The sequence below is a fragment of the Xanthomonas cannabis genome, assembly GCF_040616535.1.
GTDB classification, from domain to species: Bacteria; Pseudomonadota; Gammaproteobacteria; order Xanthomonadales; family Xanthomonadaceae; genus Xanthomonas; species Xanthomonas cannabis.
In genome coordinates this window covers 3415196-3442153 of the sequence record NZ_CP136580.1, presented here as the reverse complement: position 1 = coordinate 3442153, position 26958 = coordinate 3415196, and the positions used below count along the sequence as shown (strand labels likewise).

The window sequence follows — 26958 nt, the reverse complement described above, 5'->3', positions numbered from 1 at the left end:
TCGGTGGCGCGCCGGGTGCTACATCAGAACTTGAAGTTCAACTGGGCCTGGTAGCCGCGGCCGTTCTTGTAGAACGCCGTGGGGGTATCGCGCGTGTTGCTGAAGACCCGGTAGGTGGAATCCAGCAGGTTGGTCGCTCCGAAGGTGATGCCCATGTAATCGGTGATCTGGTACGAGGCATTCAGATCCAGCTGCTTGTAGGCATCGGCAAAGTCACGCGATTCCAGGCGGCCGATCTGGGTGAAGTACTTGGAGCGGTAGCTGTAGTTCACACGCACGGTCCAGTCGCCGTGTTCCCAGTACGGGATCACGTTGTAGGTATCGCGCGACAGGTACGGCAGGTTCAGACCGGAGCTGGAGTCGGACTCGGCGAACGTGTAGTTGGCCTGCAAGCCGAAGCCCAGACCGAAGGTCTGCTGGTAGTTGACCGCCACGCCCTTGACCTTGGCATCGGACACGTTCACCGGCGTGGTCACCTGGTACAGGCCAGCGATGGCCGGCGGTGCCGGATTCAGCTGCTGGGTGACCGTGGTGTTGACGATGTAGGAGCTGATGTCGCGATAGAACACTTCACCGGACAACATGCTGGAGGGTGCGAAGTACCACTCGGCCGCCAGATCGTAGTTGGTGGATTCGTACGGCTTCAGATCCGGGTTGCCGCCGTTGGCAGTCAGGTTGCCGTTGCCGCTGTTGACGGTGAAGGTACCGGCCAGGTCGGCGTAACGCGGACGTGCGATGACCTTGGCCGCCGAGAAGCGCAGCACGGTGTCGTCGGTGATGTCGTAGGCGATGTTGAAGCTCGGCAGCGCCTTGCGGTAGTCGTTGGTCTCGGCAACGCGCTGGAAACTGGTGCCGCCGTCGTTGCTCTGCCAGAACTGCGACTTGTCGGTGGTGTCCACCAGACGCACGCCGACGTTACCGCGCCACTGGCCCGACTCGAAGTTCAACTGCGTATAGACGTTCTGGGTGATTTCCTTGACGTCGAACGAGGCGCCGAAGTCGGTGCGGTATGCGCCCTGCGGCTGCGACAGCAGGTAGCTGCGCACGGCACCCAGGTTGGCGGTCGGCCAGGTGGTCAGATCGCCGCTGGCGCCCAGGCCATCGTACAGGCTGCTCGGCGTGGTGCCCGGATTGAACTGCGTCAGCGATACCGGGTCGGTGGTGTTGATGCGGTTACCGCGCGCGTCCACACCGTTGTTGTGGTTGATGTACTTGTAGCCGAACTGCAGCTTGGTGAACGGGCCCCATTCCAGATCGCGCGAAGCGTCCCACTGGAAGTACTTCTCATCGTCCTTGCTCTTCTGGTAGGCGATACCGCCGGCCTGCATGATGCCGGTGGTGGTGCCCGGGATATTGCCTTCCTGGCCCGGCGCAAGGCCGGCGGGGTTGCCCGGCAATGCCCAGTTGGAGGCGCCGCCGTTGTCGTAGTTGACCGAGGTATTGCGGCCGTCGAACGCGTAGTTGTACCCGCCGTCCTGCATCAGGTACTTCATCAGGTATTCGGGGTTCTTGCCGCCGGTGGCTTCGGTGTAACCGGCCTGGGTGGTGAACACCCACTTTTCCCCGGACCAGTCGTGACGCAGGTTCAGGCTCTTGGTGGTGACGGTGCTTTCGCGATAGTTGGCATCCAGCTGCGCATACGGCTGACCGGCGGCACCGTCGCTGACGGTGGCCGAGGTTACCACGCCGTTCTGTACGTTTGCCTGGGTGATCTTCTGACGGTCGTCGTTACAGGCCGGGCACACATAACGCGCCTGGCTGAAGTTGTTGTACTTGCCCTTGATGTACAGACCGGTCAGGTTGAACTCGTTCTGCTCGTCGGGCTTCCACTGCAACGCGCCCTGCAGGCCACTGCGCTCACGGGTCTGCTGGAAGAACGCGCTGCTGATGCCGGCGGGCACACGTGCGGTAGCCACATCGCTGCCGTCGCCGGTGATGGTGGCGCTAGCGGGAATGTTGGCACCGGTGGTGTAGCCGAAGTATTCGATACCGGCGCGCGCCAGGTCCTGCTTGTCGTGCGTGGCGGAGATCAACGCGCCGAAGGTTTCGTCGTCGTTCTTCCAGCTCCACAGCGCCGAACCGCGCGGGTTGCCTTCTTCCGAGCGATCGTTGTAGTTGTAGCCGATCGAGCCGCGGATGGTGTTCTTGGGCAGCTCCAGCGGCTTGCGGGTATGCACGATCACGGTGCCGCCGATCGAGCCTTCGTCGATGCGCGCCTCGGGGGTCTTGTAGACCTCCATCAGGCCGATGATTTCTGGCGACAAAAGGGTGTAGTTGAAGGTACGGCCGCTGGTATCGGTCGGGTTACCGCCCCAGTCACCGGACGCGATGGTCTGGCCGTTGAGCAGCACGCGGTTCAACGCCGGGTCGGTGCCGTTGATGCTGACCTTTTCGCCTTCGCCGAACTGGCGGTCGACGCTGATGCCCGGCAGGTGCGACAGCGATTCGGCCGCATTGATGTCCGGGAACTTGCCGATGTCTTCGGCGCTGATGGCATCGACGATGGAGTTGGCCGAGCGCTTGACCGCCTGGCTCTTTTCCAGCGATGCGCGATAGCCGGTGACGGTGATGGTGTCCAGCTCGGTGGTGGCCGAGGATGCGCCCGCAGGCGCCTGTTGTTCTTGTCCGGCAGCCATTGCAGAGCCGGAGCAGTACAGAGCGGCGGTGATACAGAGTGCTAACGTCGTGGTGCGGCTGTGCATGGCTAAACCTCGTTGGTTAGTGCTGTGAGCGCGCGCCGTGGAAAGGCATCGCGCTCGGCGTGGCCGGCAAAACAACACGCCCTGACCGATCGCGGTGATCGCAACTCCGTGCTCGGCAACGGCAGCGGGCGGTGTCGATTCGCGTGGTAGAGGAGGTGTCCCCCGTGTGGTGAAGCGGTGGAGCGAACGCGATATCGGCGAGCCCGGCGTCTGATGACGCAGAACCCGCGAACCTGGAATCAGCAGGGAAGGGAAGAGCCGTTCTTCAGTACCGAACAGTCCATGGCCCCTCCTGCCAGAACCCCGATTTGGACCGAGTCTCGCGTAGCGCTGACAGCGTTGTCAACACGTCGTCACAGATCTCTGATGCAGCTGCGATTGCGCTGCAATGCAGCATTTTTGCAGCGCGATCGTCGACGTAGTCGACCAGTCCCGCGTGCCCGTGCGTCTGCCGTGCCGGGTCGATTGGCGCTTTCAATGCTGGAAACGTTTCGTGCCGCAGCGTCTGGCGAAATTTGTGCCGGAATCCTTGCCATGCGTGCGGATTTTTCGCGGATGATGGGGGCGGCCCTGGATCGCCTTGATTGTGGGCTCCACGGTTGCTTTACACGGCAATTACTGACAACGTTGTCTACCCGCTGCCGTTCGTCGGACAACGGGACCTGACGCCAGCCCGCTGCCACTTAACAGGAGAATGCGTGAGCGCAAGCAGCCCAATGGAAGCGGTGGCCTTTCCGCGCCCCGACACCTTCGTTGCCGCAGACGTGGGAGGGACGCATGTGCGCCTGGCGCTGGTCTGCGAAAGCGCCGATGCAGGCAAGCCGGTCACGGTGTTGGACTACCGCAAGTACCGCTGCGCCGATTACCCGGGCCTGGCCGACATCATGTCCGCGTTCTTCGCCGAACTGGGATGTGCGCCGGTGCAGCGCGGCGTGATCGCCAGTGCCGGATACGCGCTCGAAGACGGCAGCGTGATCACGGCCAACCTGCCGTGGGTGCTGGCACCGGAACAGATCCGTCGCCAGCTCGGCATGCAGGTGCTTCATCTGGTCAACGATTTCGAGGCGGTCGCCTACGCGGCCAACTACATGACCGGCAGTCAGGTGATGCAGCTTTCGGGCCCGGCGCAGGGTGCGCCCGGTCCGGCGCTGGTGCTGGGCCCGGGCACCGGCCTGGGCGCGGCGGTGTGGATCCCCAATGGCGCCCATCCGGTGGTGTTGCCGACCGAGGCCGGCCACGCGGCGCTCGCCGCCGCCAGCGATCTGGAAGTGGCCTTGCTGCAGGAACTGCGGCGCACCCGCACGCATGTCGGCACCGAGACGTTGTTGTCCGGCCCGGGGCTGTTGAATCTCTATCACGCACTGGCCGTGTTGCGCGGCGAGCGGGCCACCCATGCCGGCCCGGCCGATGTCACCGCCGCTGCGCTGGCCGGCAACGACGTGCTCGCGCGCGACGCGCTGCAGGCATTCTGCGGCTTCATGGGCAGCGTGGTCGGCGACATGATGCTGCTGTATGGCATTCGCAGCGGCGTGTATCTGGCTGGCGGATTCTTGCCGCAGATCGCCGACTTCATCGCCGCCAGCGACTTCGTCACCCGCCTGCTCGACAAGGGCACGTTGCGCCCGGCGCTGGAGCAGGTGCCGGTGCGCATCGTCGAACACGGCCAGCTCGGCGTCATCGGCGCGGCCAGCTGGCTTCTCCAGCACGCTCGCTAGGCCAGAACCCCGGATCGCATCCACGCCGCAGGGGCGCTTGCGGCCGCAGGGGCCTTACCGACAAACACCGGGACTATCGGAAACGTCGCTCCGCGGGAAGGCCCATCGCGCCCGGGTGCGCTCCTACGCCTTACCGGGGCGCTGCCTGCGTCGGGCTGTCCCACGGACCTACAAACGATCCTCCCGCCATCTCGCGACCGCAAGAGCTTCGTAGGAGCGCCCTCGGGCGCGAGAGGCCTTACCGACAAACGCCAGGACGATCGGAAACATCGCTCCGCGGGAAGGCCCATCGCGCCCGGGTGCGCTCCTACGCCTTACCGGAGCGCTGCCTGCGTCGGGCTGTCCCACGGACCTACAAACGATCCACCCGCCATCTCGCGACCGCAAAAGCTTCGTAGGAGCGCCCTTGGGCGCGAGAGGCCTTGCCGACAAACACCAAGACGATCGGAAACGTCGCTCCGCGGGAAGGCCCCGTCGCGCCCGGGTGCGCTCCTACGCCTTACCGGAGCGCTGCCTGCGTCGGGCTGTCCCACGCCCGACAAACGATCCCCCGCCACGTCGGCGGCCTACAGATCCCCGAACCGCGACTGCAATGCGGCAATGGCGGCCAGCCCGGCGGTTTCGGTGCGCAGGATGCGCGGCCCCAGGCGCAGGCCGGTGAACCCGGCGTCGGCCAGCGTCGCCCGATCGCGCGGTGACCAACCGCCTTCCGGCCCGATCGCCACGATGACGTCCCGCTGCGTGCCCGCGCTCAAGCTGCCCAGGCGATGCTCGCCCTGCGGGTCCAGGGTCAGCCGCAGCGCCTGCGGGTCGCTGGCCACTGCCGCCTCCTGCAGGCCGGTCGGTGCTGCCAGCGCCGGGACGCGCGCCCGGCCGGATTGCTCACAGGCAGACACCACCACACTGCGCCAGTGCGCCACGCGTTTTTCCAGGCGCGCCGCATCCAGCTTCACTTCGGTGCGTTCGGCGTTTACCGGCACGATGGCTGCAACGCCCAGCTCGGTGGCTTTCTGCAGGATCAGATCCATCTTTTCGCCTCGGGCGATACCCTGGATCAGGGTGATGCGCAGTGGCGATTCGTTCGCCAGCGGCTCGGCACGTTCCACCATCGCGCGTGCCTCGCGCTTGCCGGCCACGGTGATGCGTGCGTGGTAGTCGCTGCCATCGCCATTGAACAGGATGCAGCCGTCGCCCTCGCGCAGCCTCAGCACGCGCAGCAGGTGGTTGGCCGATTCCTCGGGCAATGTCACTTCCTGGTCGCACTGCAGCGGCAGCGCAACATGGGAGCGGGTCACGCGCATGCGACGGCCTCCTCGATGGCCTGGCGCGTGGTTGCCGCCAGCAAGGCAAGCTGCGCCTCGTCCACGCAGTACGGCGGCATCCAGTACAGCACGTCGCCCAGGGGCCGCAGCACCACCCCGCGTTCCAGCGCGGCGCGATACGCCTTCAGGCCGACGCGCGCGGCCGCGGGGAAAGGCGTGCGCTTGTCGCCGCCACGGGTGAGTTCGAAGGCGACGATCATGCCGGCCTGGCGCACGTCGGCCACCGCGTGGTGTTCGCCGATCTGCGCGGCCAGGGTGCTCATGTGCGCGGCGGTGTGCTGGTTACGCGCAATCACGTCGTCGTCTGCGAAGATCTGCAAGGTCGCCAACGCGGCCGCGCAGGCCAGCGGATTTCCCGTGTAGCTGTGTGAGTGCAGGAAGGCGCGTTCGCGCGAATCGTCCAGGAACGCGTCGTACAACTGCTGGGTGGCCAGCACCGCCGCCAACGGCAGGAAGCCGCCGGTCAGGCCCTTGGACAGGCACAGCAGATCGGGCATCACACCGGCCTGCTCGCAGGCGAACAAGGTGCCGGTACGGCCGAAGCCGGTCGCAATCTCGTCGGCAATCAGGAATGCGCCGTGCGCATCGCACAAGGCGCGTGCGCGGCGCAGATACGCCGGGTGATACATGCGCATGCCGCCGGCACATTGCACGCGCGGTTCCAGAATCAGCGCGCAGATCTCGCCGCGCGCTTGCTCGAACAGTGCCTGCAGCGCATCGGCGGCCTGCAGCGCGTACGCTTCCGCGCTTTGCCCGGGCTCGGCCAGGTAGGCATCGGGCGAGGGGGCGAAGGTCGCTTCCAGCAACAGCGGCGCATACACGCGCCGGTAGAGCGGAATGTCGCCCACCGACAACGCGCCGATGGTCTCGCCGTGGTAGCCGTTTTCCAGCGCGATGAACCGCGTGCGGCGATGCTCGCCACGGTTGTGGAAGTAATGGAAGGCCATCTTCAAGGCCACTTCCACGCCGGCCGAGCCATTGTCGGCGTAGAACACCTTGGACAACGGCGCGCGGTCGGGCTGGCGTGGCGCAATGGCCAGCAGGCGCTCGGCCAGCTGCACCGCCGGTGCGTGCGTGAAGCCGGCCAGCATCACCTGCTCCAGCGTGCCGGCCTGTTGCGCAATGGCCGCACCGATGCGCGGCTCGGCGTGGCCGAACAGGTTGGTCCACCAACTGCTGACCGCGTCCAGATAGCGGCGGCCATCGTGGCCGACCAGCCACGCGCCGCTGCCGCTTGCGATCGGCACCAGGGGAAGCGTGTGCGGATGCTCGCGCATCTGCGTGCACGGGTGCCACACCACCGCAAGATCGCGTTGCCGCCACTGTTGGGCAGCTTCGGAGGCTGCAGGGTCTGCTAGGATTTCGGGCTCATGAACATGTCGATGCATCTGCCTATTCTATCGGTCCGCTCCGCGGCTGCGTGCCACGCATGAGCCCGCGTCTGCCGACCATCCACAAGATCACCGATCTGGGGGACGGGCCGTTCCGTCGCCAGCAGCTGGATCTGGAGTTTTCCAACGGGCAACGCCGCCTGTACGAGCGCCAACTCAGCCAGGGTCATGGCGCGGTCGTGGTGGTGCCGATGCTCGACGAGACGACGGTGCTGCTGGTGCGCGAATACGCGGCCGGTGTGCATCGCTACGAGCTGGGCCTGGTCAAGGGGCGCATCGATGCCGGCGAGACCCCGGAGCAGGCCGCCGACCGCGAGCTCAAGGAAGAAGCCGGCTATGGCGCGCGCCAGGTCCAGGTGCTGCGCGCGATGACGCTTGCTCCTACTTATATGAGTCACCAATCCTGGCTGGTGCTCGCGCGCGATCTCTACCCGGAGCGCCTGGTGGGCGACGAACCGGAAGAGATGGAAGTCGTGCCCTGGCCACTGGCGCGTCTGGACGAGTTGATGCTGCGCGAGGACTTCTCGGAGGGGCGCTCGCTGGCGGCATTGTTCATCGCGCGCGAGTGGCTGGAGCGCAACCGGTGATCCGCATCCCGATGGAATTGCGCGAAACCGTGATCGCCATCGCCCGTGAGGCCGGCGAGGCCATCATGCAGGTGTACGCGCAGGACTTCGCAGTCGAGATCAAGGACGATGCCAGCCCGCTGACCCAGGCCGACCTGGCTGCCAATCGCGTCATCGTCGACGGCCTGCGCCGGGTCACACCCGACGTGCCGGTGCTGTCGGAAGAGTCTGCGCATGTCGCCTGGGAAACACGGCAGTACTGGACCAGCTATTGGTTGGTCGATCCGCTCGACGGCACGCGTGAGTTCGTCAAACGCAACGGCGAGTTCAGCGTCAACATCGCACTCATCCACATGGGCGCGCCGGTGCTCGGCGTGGTGCAGGCGCCGGTCGATGGCCGGGTCTGGTACGCCGCGCGCGGCGAGAATGCCTACCGCCGCGACGGCGATCGCGACGAGATGCTGCAGACCCGCACCCCGGCCGCCACGCCATTGCGGGTGGCGGCCAGCCGTTCGCATCGCGATGCGCGCACCGCCGCCGCGCTGGAGCGCATGGGCGAGATCGACGTGGTCGCGCAAGGGTCGTCGTTGAAGTTCTGCCGCATCGCCGAAGGCGACCTGGATGTCTATCCGCGCTTCGGCCCCACCTCCGAGTGGGACACGGCGGCCGGCCAGTGCGTGCTGCACGCCGCCGGTGGCGTGCTGCTGGCGGGCGGCTCCGGCAAACCGTTCCGCTACAACCGTCGCGACACGCTGCTCAATGGCGACTTCATCGCGATGGGCGATCCCAATCTGCCCTGGCGCGATTGGCTGGCGTAAGCGTGCCCGGCGAAGGCCGGCGGCGTCGGTGTGCCGGTCTGTTAACGCATGCGCGCCCGTCGTGGCACGCCCCACCCGCACGCCGAGCGCTCGGGTGCGGCCCGTATCGCGTTTGTGCTGCGTGCCTGCGATGCTGCCTGCGCATCGCGGCATCCGCCAGCTCCGTATCGGCCGACAGGTACACTGCGGCAGCCTTGCGCGCCTGAGGTTCATCCGCTGCACGCATGCGCGATCGCCACGCTGCCGCCGCATTGCGCATGGAGCATCGCGGCGGCGCTGTGCGCCTGCCCACCGTTTTCAGGAAGACACCATGTCCCAGACTCCGCCCACCGGCGACATCCAACGCCTGCTGCAGCTGATGGCACGCCTGCGCGATCGCGAGCACGGCTGTCCCTGGGATGTGGAGCAGACCTTTGCCAGCATCGCCCCGTACACCATCGAAGAAGCCTACGAAGTGGCTGACGCGATCGATCGCAACGACCTGCCGGGGTTGCGCGACGAGCTGGGCGACCTGCTGCTGCAGGTGGTGTTCCATGCGCAGATGGCGTCCGAACAGGGCGCGTTCGGGTTTGCCGAGGTGGTCGCCACGCTCAGCGACAAGCTGGTGCGTCGCCACCCGCACGTCTTCGCAGCGCAGGCGGCCGACGACGCCCAGGCGGTGAGCGCCAACTGGGAACAGATCAAGCGCCAGGAGCGCCGCGTCGCCGGGCATCAGGACGAGTCGGCGCTGGCCGGCATCGCGCGCGGTCTGCCGGAGTGGCAGCGCTCCACCAAGCTGCAGTCGCGTGCGGCGCGGGTTGGCTTCGACTGGCCGGGCCCGGCGCCGGTGCTGGATAAGTTGCAGGAAGAACTCGACGAGTTGCGCGTGGAATTCGCGCGTGGCCCGGTGGCCGACAATCAGGCGCGTCTGGAAGACGAACTCGGCGACGTGCTGTTCGTCTGCGCCAATCTTGCGCGGCATGCCAAGGTGGACGTGGGCGCGGCACTTCGGCACGCCAACCTGAAGTTCGAACGTCGCTTCCGCGCAATGGAAGCGCTGGCGCATGCGCAGGGCACCGGACTGGACGCGCTGCCGCTGGGCGCGCAGGAAGCATTGTGGCAACAGGTCAAGCGGGACGAAGCGGCTGCAGCCCCGATGCCCGATTCCGACCCTGTGGCACGCCGATGAACTCCGCGCTGGGCACGCTGCTGCTCTTCGTCGCCACCGCCGTGGCCGAGCTGGTGGGCTGCTACCTTCCTTATCTATGGCTGCGCAAGAGCGGCAGTGCGTGGTTATTGCTGCCCACCGCACTGAGCCTTGCGCTGTTCGTGTGGCTGTTGAGCCTGCATCCCACTGCCAGCGGGCGTACCTACGCAGCCTATGGCGGGGTCTACATCGCCAGTGCGCTACTGTGGTTGTGGTGGGTGGACCGCATCACGCCCACGCGCTGGGACCTGCTCGGTGCCGGCTGCTGCCTGCTGGGCATGGCGGTCATCATGTTCGCGCCACGCAACGCCTGAGCCGGGTAGGCGCTGGTCGCGCACGCCGGCCGGTGTGGCGCCGCGCAGCCTTGTCCATTGCCGCCAGTGTGGTGTGTGCAGCGGGTGCATACTTCGCGCAGGACCGACTCGTCACTGCAAAGGGGCTGCACATGTTTCCAACTTCGTTTCTGGCCATCGCCGTTCTGGTTGCCGGTGTCATCGTGTTGTTCAAGACCGTGCGCATGGTGCCGCAGGGATTCCAGTGGACGGTGGAGCGCTTCGGCCGCTACACCCACACCATGAGTCCCGGGCTGCACTTCCTGGTGCCGGTGGTCTACGGCGTGGGCCGCAAGATCAACATGATGGAACAGGTGCTGGATGTGCCCAGCCAGGACGTCATCACCAAGGACAACGCCGTGGTGCGCGTGGACGGGGTGGTGTTCTTCCAGGTCCTGGATGCGGCCAAGGCCGCCTACGAGGTCTCCAACCTGGAAATCGCCACGATCGCGCTGGTGCAGACCAATATCCGTACCGTCATCGGTTCGATGGACCTGGACGAATCGCTGAGCCAGCGCGAAACCATCAATGCCCAGTTGTTGAGCGTCGTCGACCAGGCCACCAATCCTTGGGGCATCAAGGTCACTCGTATCGAGATCCGCGATATCCAGCCGCCGCGCGACCTGATCGATTCGATGGCGCGGCAGATGAAGGCCGAGCGCGAAAAGCGCGCACAGATTCTCGAAGCCGAAGGCTCGCGGCAATCGGAAATCCTGCGCGCCGACGGCGAGAAGCAGGCCGCCGTGCTCGAGGCCGAAGGCCGCAAGGAAGCCGCCTTCCGCGATGCCGAAGCACGCGAGCGGCTGGCCGAGGCCGAAGCCCGCGCCACCCAGGTGGTGTCCGATGCGATCGCCAACGGTAGCGTGCAGGCGATCAATTACTTTGTTGCACAAAAATATGTGGAGGCGTTCAAGGCGCTGGCCACCGCACCCAACCAGAAGTTCGTGCTGATGCCGATGGAATCCAGCGGCATCATCGGCTCGATCGCCGGCATCGCCGACCTGGCGAAGGAAGCGCTGGCCAAGCCCGATACCCCCGGCGTACGCATGCCGCCGATGCCGCCGCGCGCGGGAGTCTGAGCCATGCGTTGGGACGTGGTGGTATGGGCGGTGCTTGCGCTGCTGTTGATCGCCGCCGAGACCTTGGTGCCGGGTGCATTCCTGTTGTGGATGGGCATCGCCGCGGCGGCGGTGTGCCTGCTGGTGCTCGCAATGCCGGGCATGTCGCTGTTGGTGCAGATCGTGGCGTTCGTGCTGCTCAGCTTCGTGTCGGTGCAGGTCTACCGCAGCTGGTTTCGCGGCAAGGGGCGGCAGAGCGATCGGCCCTTGCTCAACCGGCGCGCCGAGCAATTGATCGGCCGTCGCGTGCTGCTCGATCAGCCCATCCACGATGGCCGCGGTCGCGCCAAGGTCGACGACGCGTTCTGGGTGGTCAGCGGTCCGGAGCTGCCGGCCGGCGCAGCGGTGCGTATCGTCGGTGTGGATGGCATGACCTTGCTGGTGGAAGCGGCCGGCTGATTCGTGTGCAGATATCGCGTGCTGCTCCGGATGCTGCAGTGCGGGGTGGCAGTGTCAGGCGTGCGCGCCCTGGATTCCGGCTGTGCGTATGCACGGCTTGCCCGCAAGTGCGGCCGGGCAGCGATAATGGGCGTCTTTCCCTTGGACCGGCGCTCATGACCCAGAAGACCATCCTCAACGACACCCATCGTGCGCTCGGCGCCAAGATGGTCGACTTCGGCGGTTGGGACATGCCGATCCATTACGGCTCGCAGCTGGACGAGCACCATCAGGTGCGTCGCGACGCCGGCATGTTCGATGTCAGCCACATGACCGTGGTCGACCTGCACGGCGCACGCGCGCGTGAGTTCCTGCGCTACCTGCTCGCCAACTCGGTGGACAAGCTCAAGGTCGCCGGCAAGGCGCTGTACACCTGCATGCTCAATCCGCAGGGCGGAGTGATCGACGACCTCATCGTCTATTACATGCGCGAAGACTTCTTTCGCCTGGTGGTCAACGCCGCCACCCGCGAGAAGGACCTGCAGTGGATCGGCGAGCAGGCGGCCCGCTTCGAGGTGCGCGTGGAAGAGCGCGGCGACTTCGCGATGATCGCGGTGCAAGGCCCCAACGCCCGCGCCAAGGTCATCGACCTGCTCGATCCTGCCGACACCGCCGCGGCGAGCAAGCTCAGCCGTTTTGCCGCATTGCAGACCCGATCGCGCGATGGCATCGAACTGTTCCTGGCACGCACCGGATACACCGGCGAAGACGGTTTCGAGATCGTGCTGCCGCAGGATGCTGCAGTGACGTTCTGGAATGCGCTGCTCGCGCAGGGCGTCAAGCCGGCCGGCCTGGGAGCACGCGACACCCTGCGGCTGGAGGCTGGCATGAACCTGTATGGCCAGGACATGGACGACGCGGTCACTCCGTATGAAGCCGCACTGGCCTGGACGATCACGCTCGACGAAGGCCGCGACTTCATCGGCCGTGCCGTGCTCGAATCGCAGAAGGCGCACGGTGCGCCGCGCCAGATGATCGGCGTGGTGATGGATGAGAAAGGCGTGCTGCGGCACGGCCAGACCGTGCTCACCGCTGCCGGTCAGGGCGAAATCCTGTCGGGCACGTTCTCGCCGACGCTTGGCAAGGCGATTGCCTTTGCACGCGTGCCGGCCGGCAGCATCGACCAGCTGCGCGTGGACATCCGTGGCAAGCAGGTGCCGTTGCGCGCAGTGAAGTTCCCGTTCGTGCGCGACGGCCAGGCGCAGCCCGGCGTCCTGGGCGAGTGAGCCCGACGATGTCGGCCGTCGCTGGCCGGCATCATGCAATCGCATGCAACCCAGCCATACCGCCGCGCGTGCACCTGTCTTGTCGCGCGGTCTAAACTAACCACCTGTCCCGACCCCATTCCCTGACCCAACTTTCCCGGAGCACACCCATGAGCGAGATTCCTGGCGACCTCAAGTTCCTCAAATCCCACGAGTGGGCCCGCGTCGAGAGCAACGGCCGCGTGACCGTCGGTATCTCCGATCACGCACAGGGCTTGCTGGGCGATCTGGTCTATGTCGAACTGCCGAGCGTCGGCGACACCGTGCAGGCCGGCAACGGCGCCGCGGTCGTCGAGTCGGTCAAGGCGGCGTCCGATGTCTACAGCCCGGTCAGCGGGACCGTGGTCGAGGTCAACAGTGCGCTGGGCGACAAGCCGGAAACCATCAACGAAGACGCCTACGGCGAAGGCTGGATCTTCGTCGTCGAACTCGACGACAAGGACCAGCTCAACGAACTGTTGTCGCCCGACGACTATGCCGAGCTGCTCGAAGACGACGATCACTGAGGCGATCTCGCCTGTTGCACTCCGATGGCCGCTCCTGGAGCGGCCATTTTTTTGCGCGATGCGGGAGATGCCGATGCGCGAGCATGACCGGGTGGGCGCATGGATAGTCGCCTGTGCATGCGCTCGATCGGCCATGGGCATCAAGCGCCGACGGCAACGCGACCACGTTGGATGGCGGCATCCATGGCGCGGTGATCCGATGCGAACACCGGCGAACACGCGCGTCGGATTTCTGACGTGAGTCACCCGTGAGGATCTGGCGTGCGCCTGGTGAAAAAGTTGCCCGTGGCAACGCGCGTCGACCAAGCGAGCCAGCGCGCGCTGCATGTGGCGACCAGCGCGTAACGACACGCATGCGGCGATCAAACCACGCAATAAGTTTGCGCATTTGGGCGTGTGCGACACCGGAAGTGGAGTTGCCGGACAAAAAATTTTCAGCTGGCGGACAGGCGGCGAACAATGCCGCCAGGTGCAGTGCACCGCCGTGGCGTCGTGGCGGCGCACGGCGCGCGTCGTTGCAACGATTTAGAAAAACAGCAGAAAAGAAGTGCTTTTTTGATGGCAGCGACGCAGCGGTGCGTGCGTTGGCGTTGCGCCGTGCCGCGCGCGTGGTGCGCTTGCCGGACGTCGATGCCAGGCATGGCGATGGCGAACTGAAAAAAAAATGCAAAAGAGTGTTGACAGTAAAAAAAAGCGTGATTAGGTTTCGCCCAGCAGACATTGCTGCGAAAGAGAGTGAGCAGAATCGACATCAAGCCGACACGCTTGTTCAAGACGTCCACCGAAGCACGATCACTGGTGGAGTCGGGTCCGCTTCTCTCCAGAAAAGCAGTTGTCGTTTCGATCACGCACCCGTGTCGCCGTTCGATGCGGGTGTTTCTGTATCCGTCCCGTCGCGCATCATCTGCGGACGGTTCCCGACGACGGCATGCCGGCGCGGGGTTTGGTTCAACTGGGCGTTTCATCTCCATAGTTCACTGACGAGGAGCCAATTACATGGCCATTAAAAAAGCTGCGAAAAAGAAACCCACCGCCAAGAAGGCAGTGAAGAAGACCGCCGCCAAGAAGGCGACCAAGAAGGTCGCGAAGAAGGCAACCGCCAAGAAGGCAGTGAAGAAGACCGCCGCCAAGAAGGCCGTCAAGAAGACTGCGAAGAAGGCAACCGCCAAGAAGGCAGTGAAGAAGACTGCCAAGAAGGCAACCAAGAAGACTGCCGCCAAGAAGGCGGTGAAGAAGACCGCAAAGAAGGCGACCAAGAAGACTGCCGCCAAGAAGGCCGTCAAAAAGACCGCCAAGAAGACTGCGAAAAAGGCCGTAGCGAAGAAGGCGACCAAGAAGTCCGCCACCAAGAAGTCCGCTACCAAGAAGCCTGCAGTGAAGAAGGTCGCCAAGAAGAAGCCGGCCGCTCGCAAGAAGAAGGCCGCTCCGGTCGCGCTGCCCGCTACCCCGGCACCGCTGATCTGATCTGCAACACCCGATCGCCGTAAACATCGAGCTCTCTCCCCGACGCCCAGCGGGGAGGGAGCTTTTTTATTGCACGGCCGTCCGGGCCAGGCGCGAGGCAGTGATCGCGCAGTGACCGTCGTCGGCACGACGGTCGATCATGCAATGGTGCAGGGCAGGGCAGGGCAGGCGAGCCTTGCCGTTGGTTTGCGCCGTCATGGTGGCTTTGCAGCGCCGTGCAGCCATGGCTCTTCCAGCAGTCACGACATCTGCCAGCGTGAGTCCCTCGGTCGTAGCCGGCACGCAAGCCGGAGCGGCAGGCGGGCAGGGTTCGTCGTTTGCGGCGCCCAAGCGCTCTCTCACGATGTTCGCTGCGCAAGACGGCCGGTGCGGGCGAAGCAGCGAGCAAAGGCCCAGCGTGGCCAGCGTCGAGGATTCTTGGATTCAATTGAGCACGCACGCACGCACGTCCGATCCGGTACGTGGACGGACCCAGCGCATCGTTCTCGACGGCAGCACCGCGGCCCCGCAACATCCATCGCGCGAAACGCATGTGCGTGCATGGACTGCCTGGCTCAGAGCGACGGCGCTGCGGTCAACGTTCGAAGGGCAGTCCACGCCCGCGATCTCGACCATGCAGATCGACATCGACCACTTGCCAAGGCGCCCTCGGGCTCAGCGTGCAACCAGGTGTAGCGCGGCGACAGCCAGAAACAACGCGGGCGGCCGAAGCCGCCTGTGTCTGAGCATGCAGCGCGCTACCGCTGCAGGTATGCAGTGCCGGCGCGGCAGGCGGCTCAGCGCGGCGATGCCACCGACTTGCCGGACGAGGTGCCCTTGCCGGCCGGGTCGGGCTTTTCGGCCAGCATGTTCTCGCTGCCGAAGTCACCGTCCACATCGATATCCAGCCAACGCTTGGCCGGTAGGCCAAGTGCGCGATCGAGGATGGTGGGCAGCATGCCTGAGGGCAGGCCGCTTTCGCCGTTCCACATGATGGCGATGCCGAGGTCGCGCTCGGGTAACAGCGCCACCAGTCCGCGGTAGCCCTGCACCGCACCGGCATGGAACACCACCTGATGGCCCGCATAGTCGAACACACGCCAGCCCAGCGCATAGCTGGCTGCATCCACACGCTCGTGACGCCAGCCCGAGCGCATTTCGCCCGGCGTGGAGATCAGCGGTGCGTGCAAGGTGGCCAGCAGGGGCGCCGGCAGCACGTCGGTGCGATGGCCGGTGTGCGCGAGCAGCCATTGCGCCATGTCGCTGGCGCTGGCGTTGACGCCGGCGGCAGGCGCCAGCCGGTAGTAGGTGGGCTTGGGCGTCAGTGACACCCAGCCGTTGCGGCTGCGCACGTGCGGCCGCGCCCAGCGCGGGCTGGCCTGGATGCCGGCCAGGCCCATGCTGGCATCGTTCATGCCCAGCGGCTTGAAGATGCGCCGCTCCACCGACTGCTCGTAGAAGCTGCCCGAGGCGGCGAACACCACATCGCCGACCAGGCTGAAGGCCACGTTCTGATAGGCGTAGCAATCGCCCGGCGCGCAGCGCAGCGGTGCGGTCGCCAGCTTGTGGCTGAGCGAGTAGTAATCGACGTTGGATTCGATATCGCGGTCGTAGGCATTGCGGGTCAGGCCGACGCGATGGCTGAGCACTTCGGCCACCGTCAGCTGACGGGTCGCGAGGTTGTCGCTGAGCTGGAAGCCGGGCACGTAGTCGACCACCTTGCTGTCCCAGCGCAACACGCCGTCGTTGACCAGCAGGCCGGCCATGGTGCCGGCAAAGGCCTTGGACAGGGAGGCAAGACGGAACACCGTGTGCGCATCGACCGGCTGCGGATGATTGACGTCGGTGACGCCATAACCGCGCGCGCTGAGCACCTTGCCGCCCTGCACGATGGCCATTGCCATGCCCGGCAAGCGATTGCCGTAGGTCAGCTGGTCGGCCATCGATTCGAAGGCCGCCACATCGAAGCCGGCGGCCGGCGCCAACACCTTGCTGGCGGGCAGCGAAGCGCGGTACGGGAGCGGGGCAGTGGGCGATTGCACCACGGTTGCCGGCTGCAGGGTCGAAGCGGTGGGCGCAGGCGTCTGTGCCGTGGAAGAAAGGGCCAGAGGCAATAACGCCCCGAGCAGCCCGATGGCCAACGGACGGAACCGTCGGTGCCTGCGCATTACTGTCATGGTTTTCCCGCCTGATCCACTGCCTTCGGCGATTCTAGCGCCGCGCTTCGCAATAGCACAAACTGCCAGAAGATGAATGGGCATCATATTGATCCTATTGACGATTTGGGTTCAGAAAGCGAGCCGATCGCAGAGCGTTGGCGATCGGCAGTGGCCGCTGAGTTGAAGGTTGCAAGCTACGTGCCGCGCGCCGTCCGCGGGCATGGCCGCAGCGGGCCAGCGCTGCTGGTGGTGCAGCGCGGCATCGGCTAACGTGCGCGCTACTTCTAGTCGGGTACTACCACCGCCATGGTCTTGCTGTCGGGTTCGTTCGCGCAGGCGCTGACACCATGACCGCTCCGTCTGCGCCGCGCTCTGCGGTTGGCCGTCTGGGCGCAGCGCTGCGCAACTCGCCGCCGCTGGCGTGGTCGTTCCTGTATTTCTTCTGCCTGCTCAGCGGGTATTACGTGCTGCGCCCGGTGCGCGAGGCGATGGGCGCCTCGGCGGACCTGCAGGCGATCTTCCCCGCCGGCATGATCGCTTTCTTCGCCGCGCACGGCATGCCGCTCAAGGATCTGGCCCTGCAGGTGTTGTTCACCTGCACCTTCCTGATCATGTTGTTGCTGCAGCCAATCTACGGCGCGTTGGTCAGCCGGTTCCCGCGTCGTGTGTTCCTGCCGACGGTGTACGGCTTTTTCATCGCCACCCTGTTGCTGTTCTACGCGCTGTTCAACAGTGACGTACCCGGGCGCGGCATGGCGTTTTTCCTCTGGGTGACCGTGTTCAACCTGTTTGCGGTGGCGGTGTTCTGGAGCTTCATGGCCGATGTCTTCAGCAATGCCGAGGCGCGCAGCTACTACGGTTACATCGGCGCGGCCGGCACGCTGGGTGCGTTTCTCGGGCCGATCCTGACCCGCACCCTGGTCGAGCGCATCGGCATCGCACATCTGATGCTGGTGTCGGCCGGCTTCCTGTCGGTGTGCGTGGTCTGCGTGCTGCGCCTGAGGCTGTGGGCGGTGGCGCGCGAACAGGAGCTTCGGCTCGATTCCGGCGAAGTGCCGATGGGCGGCGATGTGTTTGGCGGGCTCAAGTTGATCGTACGCGAGCCGCTGCTGCGCTGGCTGGCGCTGATGACCTTGTTCGGCGTGGGCGTCGGTACCCTGCTGTACAACGAGCAGGCTGCGCTGGTGCGGCGCCTGTACACGGATGCGGCAGCGAGCACCGCGTATTACGCCGGCATCGACCTGGCCGTCAATGCACTTACGCTGGTGCTGCAATTACTGGTAACCCGCGCGCTGCTGTCGCGCTTCGGCATTGCGCCGGCGCTGCTGATTCCCGGAGTCGCCATCACCCTGGGCTATGCGGTGCTTGCCGCGTCGCCGCTGCCGATGATGATCGCGATCGTGCAGGTGATCACCCGCTCCAGCGAGTTTGCGTTGGCCAAGCCTGCGCGTGAAACGCTCTACACACGCGTGAATCGCGAATGGCGCTACAAGGCCGGCGCGGCAATCGACACTGTGGTCTATCGCGGCGGCGACTTGAGCTTTGTCTGGATCCACAAGCTGGTATCGGCCCTGGGCCCGAGCGCTGTCTTCGTCGTCGGCCTGCTGGCCGCCGCCGGCATGACGCTGGGTGCGTTCGGGCTGCTGCGTGAGGCACGCAAGCTGCCGGCAGAGCGCGATGGCGGGGCGGGTGAGCGCGTGGCGGAATCGCAGGGCTGATCAGTATCGGGTCGTGCGGGTGCGTGTCGTTGCGTCTGTCGGCTCCGGTCAGGGTGGCATCGACAGGGCGCTGAGGCTGTGCGGTTGATGGGGCAATCGACGTGCCCCCTGCCGTCTCCATGCCTCGACCCAGGCTGTGCTGCCAAGGGCAAACGACTGACAACGCGCGGGCGCCGATCATGCTTCGGGAGGCTAGCTCGGAGTGCCGCCCGCGCCGCTTCTTAGCGGCTGCAGGCCTGCGCCCATGGTGATTGATTCGATGGCCCAGGCACCCCGTCATTACGCGCGGGTTGCCGAGCTGGTGACGCCATCCGGTCACCAGACATCGGCCGGGGGGGGGGGCGTCTTGCCAGACAGCCGCAGCGCCATCGCGGCTATGCTTGCCGCACGTCCATCAGATCTTTTCGCCATGTCCCTGTTCGCGATCGTTGCCGGTGTCCTTGTCGGCCTGCTGCATGTCTACATCCTGGTGCTGGAGATGGCGCTGTGGACGCACCCACTGGGCCTGAAGACCTTCCGCAACACGCTGGAGAATGCCCGGGCCACACGCGTACTGGCGGCCAACCAGGGGCTCTACAACGGCTTTCTGGCGGCCGGTCTGCTCTGGGGGGCACTGGCGGCACGCGCCGATGTGCTGAGCTTCTTCCTGGGCTGCGTGATCGTGGCGGGTTGCTATGGTGCCTACAGCGTCAATCGCCGCATTTTTTTCGTGCAGGCCCTGCCTGCGTTGATCGCACTGTGCCTGGTGTGGCTGCCGCACTGAGGCATGTTCGGCCGCGAGTCGCCTCGTGCAGGCGCGAGCCTGACCGCGATCAGGCATGACCAGCGATCTCCCACACTGGCGTCTTCGGTAGCGGGTCGTCTCCCGTAGGAGCGGGCCTGACCGCGACAGCGTGTTACCAGCGGCCTCGCTTAGGCGTGTAGCAACAATGCCTCCTCGTGGGGCAAGCCCGCCTCCGTGTGTCGAGCGGCAAGAGACCTGACCACTTGCGGCTCACCGCTGCAGCCCGCGCGTAGCGCGCCGCCCTACAAACGACAACGGCGGGCCAGAAGCCCGCCGTAGTCCGCATCACCTGGCAGTGCTGTTATGCCGCTTCGCGCGGCTGTTGCATCTGCGGCTTGTCGTAGAAGCTGGCCGCCCGCAACTCGTGCGGATCAAAGTCGTCGACGGTGATCGTGTCCATCATGATCTCGCGCAATTCTTCCAGCAACTTGCGCTCTTCCAGGGTGATCACCCCTTCGGCCACTGCTTCGTCAAGCTGCGCGGTGAAGTCCAGCGCCTCGATACCCTTGGTCTTGAGCGCCTTGAGGAACTTGCGCTCCACCGGCTCGGCCATCACTGCCTTGGTCAGGTAGCTGGCGATGCGGCCGCCCGGGTTGTTGGCGCACGGGGTCAGGAATACGCCCTGCGCCAGACGGTCGCGCGCCTCGTTCGGCGCCATCAGGATCGAGGCGACGCGGTGGCCCAGACGGTCACCCGGCGCTTCGGCTCGACGGCCCAGCGGGAAGATCAACATCCACATCAACCAGCCCACCGGGCGGATCGGGAAGTTACGCAGCGCCGCAGACAAGGCGGTTTCGATCTTGTGCACGCTGTCGTGGAAGGCCCAGGCCAGCAGCGGCTGGTCGGTGGCCGGCGCGCCCTCGTCGTGATAGCGCTTGAGCATCGCACTGGTCAGGTAGATATGGCTCAACACATCGCCCAGACGGCCGGACAAGGACTCCTTGAACTTCAACTTGCCGCCCAGCATCAGCATCGACACGTCGGCCATCAATGCCAGATTGGCCGAGTAACGGTCCAGCTTGCGGAAGAAGCGGCGGGTGTAGGCATCGCCCGGCGCCGCGCCGATGCGCGCACCGGTGATGCCAAACCAGAACGAACGCACCGCATTGGAAATACCGAAGCGGATGTGGCCAAACAGGCTCTGGTCGAAGGCTTCCAGACCACGACGCGTGTCCGGATCCTGCGCCGCCAGCATTTCCTTCATCACCCACGGATGGCACAGGATCGCACCCTGGCCGAAGATCAGCAGGCTGCGGGTCATGATGTTGGCGCCTTCCACGGTCACACCGATCGGCGCAGCCTGCCAGGCACGGCCAGCGAAGTTGCGCGGCCCCAGGATGATGCCCTTGCCGCCGATCACGTCCATCATGTCGCTGACCACTTCGCGACCCATGGTGGTGCAGTGATACTTGGCGATCGCCGACGGCACCGACGGCACATCGCCGCGATCCACCGCCGCGGCGGTCGCCTGCGACAACGCACTGATCGCGTACGCCTTGCCGCCGATACGCGCCAGCGCCTCTTCCACGCCTTCGAAACGACCGACCGACAGGCCGAACTGCTTGCGGATGCGCGCATACGCACCGGTGACCACGGCCGCAGCCTTGCTGCCGCCGCTGGCGGTAGAGGGCAGGGTGATCGAACGGCCCACCGCCAGGCACTCGTTGAGCATGTTCCAGCCCTTGCCGACCATCTCCACGCCGCCAATCAACTGGCTGAGCGGAATGAACACTTCTTCGCCGTGGATCGGGCCGTTCTGGAATGGCGAGTTGAGCGGGAAGTGGCGACGGCCGATTTCCACACCGGGCGTTTCGCGCGGCAACAATGCCAGCGTGATGCCGATGTCCTTCTTGTCGCCGATCAGGCCTTCCGGATCATAGGCACGGAACGCCAGACCGATCAGCGAAGCGACCGGCGCCAGGGTGATGTAGCGCTTGTCGAAGGTGAGCTTGACGCCGAGCACGTTGGCGCCATTCCACTCGCCCTTGCACACGATGCCGTAGTCCGGAATCGAGGTGGCATCGGAACCGGCGAACGGGCCGGTCAGGCCGAAGCACGGCACTTCCGCACCGACCGCAAGGCGCGGAAGGTAATAGTCCTTCTGCTCTGGCGTGCCGTAATGCAGCAGCAGCTCGCCCGGCCCGAGCGAGTTGGGCACGCCGACGGTGGAACTCACCACGCTGGAGATCGAGGACAGCTTCTGGATCACCTTGTGGTGCGCCAGCGCACTGAAGCCCAGGCCACCGTATTGCTTGGGGATGATCATGCCGAAGAACTTGTTCTTCTTGATGAAGTCCCACAGCTCCGGCGGCAGGTCGGCGTGGACGTGGGTGATCTCCCACTCGTTGACCATCTTGCACAGCTCTTCCACCGGGCCATCCAGGAACGCCTGCTCTTCGGCGGTGAGCTGCGGCTTGGGATAGTTGAGCAGCTTCTGCCAATCCGGATCACCGGTGAACAGCTCGCCTTCGAAACCCACCGAGCCGGTTTCGAGCGCGATGCGCTCGGTCTGCGACAGCGGCGGCAGCACCTTGCGAAAGAACGCCATCAACGGCGTGGTCAGCAGCGGCTTGCGCAGGAAGGGCAACAGCACCGGAGCGGCCACCAGCACCACCAGCGCGGCGGCGACGATCGTCGCGGTGAGATTGGCACCCAGCAACCAGCACCCCACCAGCACGCAGGCGCTGATCGCAACCCAGGTGGCAAGGCGCATGCGGTGATAGGCAGCGATACCCGCCGCCAGGATGACGAGGAGGAACGGTGCAACGATGCTCATGGTCTTGCTCCAGTGACATGCTCGGTGATGTTGGACGCTGCAATGGTGCCAACCGAGGGCAGTGCGTCCAGATAATGCAACACGGTGGCGGTAAACGTGGTGTTGTCGTCGCCGGCCAGCATGTGCGTGGCATCGGCCACCTGCACATGCTGCGCGTGCGGCGCAATCGACAAGAATTCGGTGATGTTGGCCGGCGTTACCAGATCGCTGCGCCCGCCGCTGATGAGCAGCATCGGGCACCGCACCTGCGCGGCGGCTTCCAGCAAGGCCTGTTGCTGCAGCTGTGGATCCTGCCCCGCCAGTTCGTCGACCAGGCGCGGGTCCCAGTGCCACTGCCAACGGCCATCGTCGCGTAGGCGCAGCAGGCCCTGCAGCTGGCTTGCCGTCTTGCGCGGGCGATGCGGCAGGTACGTGGCGATGGCATCGGCAGCGGCGTCAAGCGAGGCAAACCCGTCCGGATGCGCAGTCATGAAGCGCAGAATGCGCTCCACGCCGGTGGTATCCCAGCGCGGGGTGATATCCACCAACACGATCGCCCGGAACAGGCCCGGCCAGCGTGCCTCCGCAAGCAGGCCGAACAGGCCACCCATGGAGGCAGCCACCAATACCGGCGGTTCGGGTTGCTCACCTGCCAACACGATCAGGTCGTCGGTGAACTGGGTGGCGGAGTAGGGCAGGGCAGCGTCATTGAAGCTCGAATCGCCATGCCCCCGTGCGTCATACGACAGCGCACGGTAGCCGGCGTGCGCCAGCGCTGTTGCGGTCGCCTCCCAGGCATGCCGGGTCTGTCCGAACCCATGCGCGAGCAATACCGTCTGCCGGTATTCGGCGCCTTGCACCGACACCGCCAGCGCTGCGTCGCCAACGCTGACAGGCGACAAGTGCGCAGGGTGTGCAAGCGTAGAGGGGACGGTGACCATACCTAATGGTATGGATGCCGCCTGTTCTCTGTCAATACTCCTTGGTATGGACGGTTAAGCCGTTGAATCGTGTCGGTTGTGTGGCGTTTTTGTGATGCATACTGCAACTGACCCAGGCGTATGGTTAAATCGCGCCATGAACGACATTACCGACGCCAGCCCCACTACGCCCCGCGCCAGTTCCGGTCGCGGCAACCGCCTCAGCGCGGACGATTGGGCGCAAGCCGCGCTGGACCTGATCGCCGAACAAGGCGTGGGCGCAGTTGCGGTGGAGCCGTTGGCACGCCGTCTCGGCGTCACCAAAGGCAGCTTCTATTGGCATTTCCCCTCGCGGGACGCCCTGCTGCAGGCCGCCCTGGAGCGCTGGGAGATCTTCGAACAAAAGGAAGTGTTCGGCAGCCTGGAAGACGTACCCGACCCCAGCGCCCGCTTGCGCGCGCTGTTTCAATTGGTCGCGCACGAAGTTAAACCGCATGTCATCTATAGCGAACTGCTTAAGGCGCTCGATCACCCGGCCGTGCGCCCGGTCATCGACCGCGTCTCGCAACGCCGCCTCGATTATTTGATCGCCTCGTTCCGCCAGGCCGGCCTGTCCCGCACCGACGCCCAACACCGCGCCCGCTTGGCCTACGCCGCCTACGTCGGCTTCCTGCAACTATCGCTGCAGCTGCAACAACCCAAACAGGCACGCGAAGAATTCGAATCCTACGTCGAGCATGTGATTCAGACGTTGATTCCGGGCTAGAGGATTCGGCTGGCATATCGCAGAACGCGCCCAGGCAACTCAAGCCGACACTCACAAAAAAGCCGCGACTCTTTCGAGTCGCGGCTTTTTGATTACAGATTACGCAAGCTGCTTATCAGAACTTCTGGGTGTAGCGCATGTAATAGAAACGACCCGGGATTTCGTACTGCGAGTCGAAGCTATTTGCAAACGCTGTTGCGGCCTGCGGCGGATCGCGGTCGAAAGCGTTGTTCACGCCGACGGTAACGCGGGCATTCCACGGAGCCTTCCAGTAAGCGGCCAGGTCGGTGTAAGTGACGCTCGGGACGTGGTTACGCGGAGCAGCGCCAGCATCAGTTCTACGATTCGGATCCGAGCACAGCAGTGCAACGTTGGCCGGAGTAGCGACATTGGCGCCGGTGCAGTTTTCAACCTGCGAGCTGTAATAGCGCATGGATGCCGAGCCGCCGACATCACCCAATTCCCAGTTCAGCATCAGGTTGGAGCGGATGCGCCAATTGTTGTCACGTGCCGAACCGCCACGGTACAGACCAACGCGGGTTTCCGGATCCTGCAGCGGCTTCTCAACCACGAACTTGCTCATGTAGGTCGAGTCCCACACCACGCTGAAGCTGCCCCATGCGGTATCAGGCAGGCGATAGCCCACGGTCAGGTCGTAACCTTCCGCTTCGATCCTGGCGATATTGTTGGGCACTGCAAGCAGGTTGGAGACTTCGCCAGTCGGCTCGCGCTGGATCAGCGAGCAGGCGTTGGCGATGCCGGCCAGGTAGCAGCTGTCCAGGGTCTCCTGCACGGTCTGCGTGTCGATGGCATCTTCGATCTCGATGTTCCACCAGTCGAGCGAGATATCCAGGCCGGTCACCCAACCCGGGCTATAGACGAAGCCCAAGGTCTTGGATGTGGACGTTTCCGGCTGCAGGTTCGGGTTGCCGCCGGTTGCAGTACGTACCTGCGGGTTGGCCTGAGCGTAAGCCGGCACTGCGCCGCACGAGCCCGGACGGGTGCCATTGACGGAGCCATCGCTGAAGGAGCCCGCGCAAGGATCGCGTACGTCTTCGAAGGTATCGCTCACGCCCTGGAACAGCTCGTTGATCGACGGGGCGCGGAAGCCTTGCGACCAGTTACCACGGATCATCAAGTCGGTGATCGGCTTCCAGCGGAAACCAAACTTGCTGTTGGTGGTGTCACCGAAGTTGCTGTAATCCGAATAGCGCGTTGCCAGGCTGAAATCGAGCAACTGTGCGCCCGGCAGGTCGGCCAGCAGCGGCACGGCGAGTTCGAGGTAGGCTTCGTCCAGCTTGTAGCCGCCGTTGGTGGCGGTACGCGCATTGCCGGTGGTGTCGCCGGAGTTGATCAGCGCGTCCGGATCATCAAAGCCCGACTCTTCGCGGTGTTCAGCGCCCAAGGAGAATGCAAACGCGCCTCCCTGCAGATCGAACAGTTCGCCGCCGATGTTGCCGAAGTAGGTCTTCTGCTCATAGCCGTACAGGTCATGCGCATTGAATCCGGCATAGCTCAACATTTCAGGGGTCAACGAGCCGGGGCCGCTCAGCATGTCCATCGGGACGCAGCCATCAATGGTGCTGGCGGCGGTGCCGCAGCGTGCGACACCACCTGCATCGACGAACGACGGGCCAAGTGCATTGCGCAGCGCAGAGATATTGAACAGGCCGGTAGTGCGATCGGTCTGGTCATTTTTGCCGTAGAACATACCGGCTTCCCAGCTGAAGAAGCGCTGGCCAACTTCGAAGTCGCCTTCAAAGGCGCCACTGAAACCGAACGTCTTGACGTTCTGGGTGAAGATACGACCACCCGTTTCTTCTGCGCGGTACTGGATGTAATCGATATCGCGGCCGGTGTTGTTGTAGATGTTAGCCGCCGAAATGACGATGTCGGCACCATTGGTGCCCGGCGCGGAACGGCCCAGCACGACCGGCATCGGCGCGAGGATCTGGCTCGACTCACGCTCGTTGTAGGTCACGGTGGTCTTGAAGCGCACGTTGTCGGTGATCGACAGGCCGGCGTCGGCAAACACCGACTTGCGTTCCTGCGGGGTCACCAAATAATTGGCCGGTGCAAAGTTGTAGCTGTCGGCAGCCGTGTAGTTGCGCTGCGTGGTGCCACCATCGTTGGTGATCGAGAAGCCGGGCGTGCCGTTGAAGCGCGTTGCGCCGAAGGTTGGTGTGCCGGTGGCGCTGGTGCCGGTCGGCCCGAAAATGCCGAAGCGACCACCAGGAATCGTGGTGCTGTTGCCGGTTCCGGCAACGGCGCCGAACACGGGGACCGACGAGATTTCGCGATCGCCCGCCCACACCGGCTCTTCCTTGACGTAGCCAACGCCCAACGTGGCGTGCCAGCGATCGCCAGTGGAGCCGATCGTGAAGTCGTAGGACTCACGGCTGCCGTCGCCCTTGTCGTACTGGCCGTAATAAGCATTTGCTTCGGCGCCATCGAAGTTCTGGCGCAGGATGATGTTGATCACGCCGGAGATGGCGTCGGAACCGTAAATCGTGGAAGCGCCGTCCTTCAGGACTTCGATGCGCTCAACGGCAGCAGTCGGAATCGTGTTGAGGTCGACCGCACCGCCCAGGCCCGTGCCGCCGACCCAGCGACGACCGTTGACCAGCACCAGGGTACGGTTGGAGCCGAGGTTGCGGAGGTTGACACGGGTTTCGCCGTTGCCGCCATTGTTGACGTTGCTGTTGAGCGCCGAACCGCCCGAGCTGATGTTCTGGATCACGTCGCCGATCGAGGTCAGGCCCTGCGACTCGATCTGCTGACGGCTCATGCTGAAGACCGGCTGCGACGTTTCGACGTCTGCGCGCTTGATACGCGAACCAGTCACTTCGATCTTGTCGAGGTTGGTGGTGCCGGCGTCTTGAGCGATGGCGGTACCGGTACCGCCCACGCCCACGACAAGCGCGAGGACAACTGCATCGCGCAGCTTGTTGGACTTGCAATTCATTAGCTCTCTCTCCAAGTGATCTTGGGTACTGCCAAGGGTTGTTTGCCTAACGGGGGCTCCGAAGAAGCGGATCCAAAACGTCAGGGTGA

Annotated in this window: 21 protein-coding genes; 13 read left to right on the top strand and 8 right to left on the bottom strand. The window is 64.8% G+C overall.

What is annotated here, in order from left to right:
* Positions 1 to 23 precede the first annotated feature (23 nt).
* Positions 24 to 2702, bottom strand: coding sequence for a TonB-dependent receptor (locus tag RZV17_RS14700; RefSeq protein WP_355604499.1), 2679 nt, complete (start codon positions 2700 to 2702; stop codon positions 24 to 26).
* Positions 2703 to 3418: 716 nt separating this feature from the next.
* Here RZV17_RS14700 and RZV17_RS14695 point away from each other — a divergent pair.
* The gene (locus tag RZV17_RS14695; RefSeq protein ID WP_184368161.1) at positions 3419 to 4417 is read left to right on the top strand and encodes a glucokinase family protein; all 999 of its coding nucleotides are present in this window, start codon (positions 3419 to 3421) and stop codon (positions 4415 to 4417) included.
* Positions 4418 to 4983: 566 nt separating this feature from the next.
* Here the strand turns inward: RZV17_RS14695 and RZV17_RS14690 are convergent.
* Positions 4984 to 5718: a 16S rRNA (uracil(1498)-N(3))-methyltransferase gene (locus RZV17_RS14690; RefSeq protein WP_166749080.1), complete on the bottom strand. Its 735-nt coding sequence runs from the start codon at positions 5716 to 5718 to the stop codon at positions 4984 to 4986.
* Complete coding sequence (bioA, locus tag RZV17_RS14685) at positions 5709 to 7127, bottom strand: adenosylmethionine--8-amino-7-oxononanoate transaminase (RefSeq protein ID WP_355604495.1); 1419 nt, start codon at positions 7125 to 7127, stop codon at positions 5709 to 5711. Before bioA ends, RZV17_RS14690 begins: the two co-directional genes overlap by 10 nt.
* Positions 7128 to 7168: 41 nt before the next feature.
* Between bioA and nudE the strand changes: the two genes are divergently transcribed.
* The 9 genes from nudE (at position 7169) to RZV17_RS14640 (ending at position 14366) form a co-directional block, all read left to right on the top strand.
* On the top strand, positions 7169 to 7717 hold the full coding sequence (gene nudE, locus RZV17_RS14680; protein ID WP_039408877.1) for an ADP compounds hydrolase NudE: 549 nt from the start codon (positions 7169 to 7171) through the stop codon (positions 7715 to 7717).
* Entirely contained in the window at positions 7714 to 8514 is an 801-nt protein-coding gene (gene cysQ / locus RZV17_RS14675) for a 3'(2'),5'-bisphosphate nucleotidase CysQ (RefSeq protein ID WP_039408880.1), read from the top strand. The genes nudE and cysQ overlap by 4 nt, the downstream gene beginning before the upstream one ends.
* Positions 8515 to 8824: 310 nt before the next feature.
* Positions 8825 to 9682 carry a nucleoside triphosphate pyrophosphohydrolase gene (gene mazG / locus RZV17_RS14670; protein WP_355604492.1) on the top strand — a complete coding sequence of 286 codons (858 nt, stop codon included), beginning with the start codon at positions 8825 to 8827 and terminating at the stop codon, positions 9680 to 9682.
* The gene (locus RZV17_RS14665; RefSeq protein WP_104579833.1) at positions 9679 to 10014 is read left to right on the top strand and encodes a YnfA family protein; all 336 of its coding nucleotides are present in this window, start codon (positions 9679 to 9681) and stop codon (positions 10012 to 10014) included. The genes mazG and RZV17_RS14665 overlap by 4 nt, the downstream gene beginning before the upstream one ends.
* A 131-nt stretch (positions 10015 to 10145) precedes the next feature.
* Positions 10146 to 11111: an SPFH domain-containing protein gene (locus RZV17_RS14660; RefSeq protein ID WP_355604490.1), complete on the top strand. Its 966-nt coding sequence runs from the start codon at positions 10146 to 10148 to the stop codon at positions 11109 to 11111.
* Positions 11112 to 11114: 3 nt separating this feature from the next.
* Positions 11115 to 11549, top strand: coding sequence for an NfeD family protein (locus tag RZV17_RS14655; RefSeq protein ID WP_184385556.1), 435 nt, complete (start codon positions 11115 to 11117; stop codon positions 11547 to 11549).
* A 155-nt stretch (positions 11550 to 11704) separates the two neighbouring features.
* Complete coding sequence (gcvT, locus tag RZV17_RS14650) at positions 11705 to 12814, top strand: glycine cleavage system aminomethyltransferase GcvT (RefSeq protein ID WP_166744583.1); 1110 nt, start codon at positions 11705 to 11707, stop codon at positions 12812 to 12814.
* A gap of 149 nt (positions 12815 to 12963) precedes the next feature.
* A complete protein-coding gene (gcvH, locus tag RZV17_RS14645) occupies positions 12964 to 13359 on the top strand; it encodes a glycine cleavage system protein GcvH (protein ID WP_039408896.1) in 396 nt (131 codons plus the stop codon).
* A 416-nt stretch (positions 13360 to 13775) separates the two neighbouring features.
* The gene (locus RZV17_RS14640; RefSeq protein WP_355604486.1) at positions 13776 to 14366 is read left to right on the top strand and encodes a hypothetical protein; all 591 of its coding nucleotides are present in this window, start codon (positions 13776 to 13778) and stop codon (positions 14364 to 14366) included.
* Here the strand turns inward: RZV17_RS14640 and RZV17_RS14635 are convergent.
* Positions 14352 to 14771 (bottom strand): hypothetical protein, encoded by a 420-nt coding sequence (locus tag RZV17_RS14635; protein ID WP_052210071.1) that lies wholly within the window; start codon positions 14769 to 14771, stop codon positions 14352 to 14354. The genes RZV17_RS14640 and RZV17_RS14635 overlap by 15 nt on opposite strands.
* Before the next feature lie 828 nt (positions 14772 to 15599).
* Positions 15600 to 16943, bottom strand: a complete 1344-nt coding sequence (locus RZV17_RS14630) for a serine hydrolase (protein ID WP_184368158.1) — start codon at positions 16941 to 16943, stop codon at positions 15600 to 15602.
* A gap of 365 nt (positions 16944 to 17308) precedes the next feature.
* Between RZV17_RS14630 and RZV17_RS14625 the strand changes: the two genes are divergently transcribed.
* Both RZV17_RS14625 and RZV17_RS14620 read left to right on the top strand, forming a co-directional pair.
* Positions 17309 to 18679, top strand: a complete 1371-nt coding sequence (locus RZV17_RS14625) for an NTP/NDP exchange transporter (protein ID WP_104579828.1) — start codon at positions 17309 to 17311, stop codon at positions 18677 to 18679.
* 409 nt (positions 18680 to 19088) lie between these two features.
* A complete protein-coding gene (locus RZV17_RS14620) occupies positions 19089 to 19442 on the top strand; it encodes a DUF1304 domain-containing protein (protein WP_104579827.1) in 354 nt (117 codons plus the stop codon).
* Positions 19443 to 19764: 322 nt separating this feature from the next.
* On the opposite strand, the gene RZV17_RS14615 is transcribed toward RZV17_RS14620, so the two are convergent.
* Positions 19765 to 22239: an acyl-CoA dehydrogenase gene (locus tag RZV17_RS14615; RefSeq protein ID WP_355604483.1), complete on the bottom strand. Its 2475-nt coding sequence runs from the start codon at positions 22237 to 22239 to the stop codon at positions 19765 to 19767.
* Positions 22236 to 23159 (bottom strand): alpha/beta hydrolase, encoded by a 924-nt coding sequence (locus RZV17_RS14610; RefSeq protein WP_355604480.1) that lies wholly within the window; start codon positions 23157 to 23159, stop codon positions 22236 to 22238. Before RZV17_RS14610 ends, RZV17_RS14615 begins: the two co-directional genes overlap by 4 nt.
* A 136-nt stretch (positions 23160 to 23295) precedes the next feature.
* Between RZV17_RS14610 and RZV17_RS14605 the strand changes: the two genes are divergently transcribed.
* Positions 23296 to 23904, top strand: coding sequence for a TetR/AcrR family transcriptional regulator (locus RZV17_RS14605; RefSeq protein WP_039413419.1), 609 nt, complete (start codon positions 23296 to 23298; stop codon positions 23902 to 23904).
* 115 nt (positions 23905 to 24019) lie between these two features.
* Here RZV17_RS14605 and RZV17_RS14600 read toward each other — a convergent pair whose 3' ends face one another.
* Complete coding sequence (locus RZV17_RS14600; RefSeq protein ID WP_104579825.1) at positions 24020 to 26869, bottom strand: TonB-dependent receptor domain-containing protein; 2850 nt, start codon at positions 26867 to 26869, stop codon at positions 24020 to 24022.
* Positions 26870 to 26958 lie beyond the last annotated feature (89 nt).

Coding starts and splice junctions, on each gene's coding strand:
- RZV17_RS14605 (WP_039413419.1), top strand. CDS start 23,296: ATGAACGACATTACCGACGCCAGCCCCACTACGCCCCGCGCCAGTTCC.
- RZV17_RS14655 (WP_184385556.1), top strand. CDS start 11,115: ATGCGTTGGGACGTGGTGGTATGGGCGGTGCTTGCGCTGCTGTTGATC.
- nudE (WP_039408877.1), top strand. CDS start 7,169: ATGAGCCCGCGTCTGCCGACCATCCACAAGATCACCGATCTGGGGGAC.
- RZV17_RS14600 (WP_104579825.1), bottom strand. CDS start 26,869: ATGAATTGCAAGTCCAACAAGCTGCGCGATGCAGTTGTCCTCGCGCTT.
- RZV17_RS14615 (WP_355604483.1), bottom strand. CDS start 22,239: ATGAGCATCGTTGCACCGTTCCTCCTCGTCATCCTGGCGGCGGGTATC.
- RZV17_RS14665 (WP_104579833.1), top strand. CDS start 9,679: ATGAACTCCGCGCTGGGCACGCTGCTGCTCTTCGTCGCCACCGCCGTG.
- RZV17_RS14690 (WP_166749080.1), bottom strand. CDS start 5,718: ATGCGCGTGACCCGCTCCCATGTTGCGCTGCCGCTGCAGTGCGACCAG.
- gcvT (WP_166744583.1), top strand. CDS start 11,705: ATGACCCAGAAGACCATCCTCAACGACACCCATCGTGCGCTCGGCGCC.
- RZV17_RS14700 (WP_355604499.1), bottom strand. CDS start 2,702: ATGCACAGCCGCACCACGACGTTAGCACTCTGTATCACCGCCGCTCTG.
- RZV17_RS14620 (WP_104579827.1), top strand. CDS start 19,089: ATGTCCCTGTTCGCGATCGTTGCCGGTGTCCTTGTCGGCCTGCTGCAT.
- gcvH (WP_039408896.1), top strand. CDS start 12,964: ATGAGCGAGATTCCTGGCGACCTCAAGTTCCTCAAATCCCACGAGTGG.
- RZV17_RS14610 (WP_355604480.1), bottom strand. CDS start 23,159: ATGGTCACCGTCCCCTCTACGCTTGCACACCCTGCGCACTTGTCGCCT.
- RZV17_RS14660 (WP_355604490.1), top strand. CDS start 10,146: ATGTTTCCAACTTCGTTTCTGGCCATCGCCGTTCTGGTTGCCGGTGTC.
- bioA (WP_355604495.1), bottom strand. CDS start 7,127: ATGCATCGACATGTTCATGAGCCCGAAATCCTAGCAGACCCTGCAGCC.
- RZV17_RS14695 (WP_184368161.1), top strand. CDS start 3,419: ATGGAAGCGGTGGCCTTTCCGCGCCCCGACACCTTCGTTGCCGCAGAC.
- mazG (WP_355604492.1), top strand. CDS start 8,825: ATGTCCCAGACTCCGCCCACCGGCGACATCCAACGCCTGCTGCAGCTG.
- RZV17_RS14625 (WP_104579828.1), top strand. CDS start 17,309: ATGACCGCTCCGTCTGCGCCGCGCTCTGCGGTTGGCCGTCTGGGCGCA.